Source organism: Dethiosulfatibacter sp., from assembly GCF_983023055.1.
Window position 1 is genome coordinate 1 of sequence record NZ_CEZJXU010000288.1, and the last position, 3,347, is coordinate 3,347.

Annotated in this window: 4 protein-coding genes; 2 read left to right on the forward strand and 2 right to left on the reverse strand. The window is 33.6% G+C overall.

Annotated features, from left to right (window positions below; all coding sequences use genetic code 11):
• Positions 1–13 precede the first annotated feature (13 nt).
• Both AC3AX0_RS09740 and AC3AX0_RS09745 read right to left on the reverse strand, forming a co-directional pair.
• The gene (locus AC3AX0_RS09740; protein ID WP_487550097.1) at positions 14–778 is read right to left on the reverse strand and encodes a radical SAM protein; all 765 of its coding nucleotides are present in this window, start codon (positions 776–778) and stop codon (positions 14–16) included.
• A gap of 7 nt (positions 779–785) precedes the next feature.
• Entirely contained in the window at positions 786–2,303 is a 1,518-nt protein-coding gene (locus AC3AX0_RS09745) for a YjjI family glycine radical enzyme (RefSeq protein WP_487550098.1), read from the reverse strand.
• Between the two features lie 168 nt (positions 2,304–2,471).
• Between AC3AX0_RS09745 and AC3AX0_RS09750 the strand changes: the two genes are divergently transcribed.
• Together AC3AX0_RS09750 and AC3AX0_RS09755 are read left to right on the forward strand one after the other, a co-directional pair.
• Entirely contained in the window at positions 2,472–3,149 is a 678-nt protein-coding gene (locus tag AC3AX0_RS09750) for a Crp/Fnr family transcriptional regulator (protein ID WP_487550099.1), read from the forward strand.
• A gap of 139 nt (positions 3,150–3,288) precedes the next feature.
• The coding region (locus tag AC3AX0_RS09755; RefSeq protein ID WP_487550100.1) for a CarD family transcriptional regulator at positions 3,289–3,347 on the forward strand (59 nt) is incomplete at its 3' end.

A 3,347-nucleotide genomic window follows, 5' to 3' on the forward strand; every position in this document is an offset into this window, starting at 1 on the left:
CTGCAAATGTCAATTAATATATCTTTTGGATATTGACAAGTCCTTCGGCTCTGGCAAATTCAGCGAAACTATCCAATTCCGACTTGCTGGGTATACATCCTTTAAGTTTCATTACACGCTCTTTTGGCAGACCTCTTCCATGGACTCGAATCAGTTTTAATGCTATTTCAGGATGCCCTATTATTCTTTTTTTAATTTCTCTTATTACATCTTTTTCATCATAATAGCCTTTTATATAAACTAGGCGTACCTCTTCAACTTTATTCAACTTGATTAATTCTTCAAGATTGCTAAAGTGTTCACCATCGATGCAAAATCTCTCCAGGTAATTTTTTGCAGTACTGTTTTTTTCATTCATAAAATCTGAAAAACACAAGGTTTTCAAAGATCTTCCAATTCCCTTGATGTCAAAAAGAAATTTATCGGTTTCCCCTATCAAATCCTTTATGATCTGTCTATCATAAAAACCATTGGTATCAATATAGCAGGTAAGACCAAGTTCATGAACCTTTTCAAACAGCTCCTTCAAAAAATCATGATATATGGTAGCTTCCCCTCCTGAAACAGTTATTCCGCGAATAAAGGGCATGTTTTCCTTTACCAAACCTATTAGTTCATCAACTGTATATAACTTTGAATTTTCGCATGTCATAGGTATGGTTTCCGAATTGTGACAGTAGAGACAATTTGCGTTACATCCCTGGACAAATATTGAAGTTCTATTACCAAGACCCTCGACATTTGAAAATGGGATAATTCTGTGCACTGGCATTTTCATATTCTACCTACTTTCTCAACTTTCTATCAAAAACTCTGCTGGTATCATTAGTTCCCATTCCAAACACAGCAGTATCCCTAAGAACAGCCTTATTGTTTCTAAGTTTTTCAACCTCGCTCTTTTTAACAAGATAACCCGTAACACGTATCAAGTCTGTATTTTTCATATAGTTTGTAATATAACGGTAGCCGCTTGCAAATGCACCATCAATTATATCAATGAGTGCATCAGGATGTTCAAGCCAAGTTTGATCGAATGCATACAAGTCTCCTGTTCCTGAGGGGAAGTATTTATGGAAAGATGCTGACTGTTTCAAATGTTCAACCAAAGTAGGTTCTTCTCCCACTCTTATTCTGTGAGCAGGTGTATTATTTTCATCTTCTTCATGAAGATTTGCACCAACCTGGGCATGCAAGAGATATGAATCATTGGTTCTACTAACATATTTACCTTTATGATTCGATACTATTTCCTCAATGGTTTCCATGATCAGATGACCTATTTCATCACCTCTTTTGGAAGAACCAAAAGTTTCATCTAAATTTTCAATCCTTAAAATTTCATTTACTGCATCTGCCAGTCCAACTATGGCAAACATTGAAGTGAAATTGTTTTTACTAATAAATCCCTCTGACTCTAAAAAACTAGACTCAAAGAAGTTTGACTCTTCAACAATAAATGTGTTTCTTTTATCAATCATTGACAGCATCAGCCTTGATACTTTAGGTAAAAATTCATTTAGCAATGAATCAAGACTATCTGAAGCTCTTGCAATTGTTCCAAGACGAAGACGCATCAATGTAAATGCTCCTCCACCTATAGGCAATGCATTATAACAACTGCATATTGCGTGGCTGCCAACGTCCCTATTGTAAGATACATCATTGGAGAATGAAGGCTTTGATACCTGAAGGCATGATTTAGCAGCCATCTCGGCAAAAGCCCTGGAAGTCTTTTCCTTATCATATTTAATAGTCATATTTGGAGTTGGATTTTCAAGCTCAACAACCGCTTTTAAGATCAATCTCCCTGCAGTTGTTTCATATGGACCAATGTCTGCATGGCAAAATGAATCAGTAATACTCTTGTCAATATGGTTTAAGAATCGTTTGATTTTTATATAGTCGGAAGCTTCATCAGTCATAAATGGCTCCATAAGTCTATCAAGATGACCAATAAAAACAGGGAAAGAAGTTATTGATGGTACATGGCTGTAAAGAATCAAAAGCCCGTCAAGACATTCATCTAAGTCTTTTGGAGGCTCAAGTTCAAGAAATTTACATCCATTTTCTATAAAAACATCGTAATCAGGCACTACATACCTTGGACGATAGAGAGCGTAACCTTCATTCAAGTCACAAATCATCTGGTTGTTAACATAAGTCATCTCTTCTTTTGTATATCCAAGAATTTCTATTGGTGATATGAGTCTTTCGGCTATATTGCCAAGGCCTACTATTTTCTGTTGAGTTGTCATTGCTTCACTTTTTACAATTTCAATAATATCTTTAATATTGGCTTCCATTCTATTACCTCTTTCCATAAAATCATATTTGTTTATATTACTTAATTATATCAAAACCGTATTTTTATTAAAGGAAATAAATCCCCCCTGTTGAGAGCACCTTTACATCAGTTTACTTCTTATATAATGTATAATGGAAATAGAAACATAAAAAACAAGGAGTTTAAAATGAAGGAATCAGATGAAAGAAAGAAATTGAAAGAGTATATTAGATTATACAACCTGGAAAATATTCTTCCTGAAAGCTCCATCGATATTTTACAGCTTAATTACTTTGATACAGATCAGCTCATTGTGGAAGAATCAACTCCCGTCAATTATCTTCATATATTGGTAAAAGGAAAATGTCGTGTTTCTCCAACATCAGAAGAAGGGAAAATTGCTTTGCTTGATTTCATCTTACCAAAGGATGTCATCGGTGACATTGAATTTTTCTCAAAGGACCAGTATTATCATAATGTTAGAACCATTTTACCTTGTGTAACCTTGTCTATTCCCGTTAAATTTATCGATAAATATTTCGGCCTCAATGTGGATTTTTACAAGTTCATATGTGAAAATATGGCCAGTAAAATGAAGAGTACCTCTCTGAAATATTCAAAAACACTTTTATACCCTATAAAAAATCAAATTGCCAGTTACTTCTATGATGAATTTGTCAAGAATGAACAAAGAGTCCTGCCAATAATTTTCAAGGAACTTTCAGCATTTTTCGGTATAACACCAAGATATTTTAGAAATATACTGACAGAATTAGAATCTGAAGGAATCCTCTTAAGAGAAACAAATGGTGTTAAACTACTAGATCCTGAAAAATTGTGCCAATATACTACTAATAAGAAATAAAAAAATCTAATTTAACTCTTTGTTTCATTATTATTTTTCAAAAAATAAATTTATTGTTGACAAACGCTTTTCCTAATGATAAACTAATTAATTGCAAATAATATCATTATGTGGTATACTATTCTTTGGAGGTATTTGAATGTATAATTTAGGAGATAAGATTGTGTACCCTATGCATGGAGCAGGTGTCATTGAATC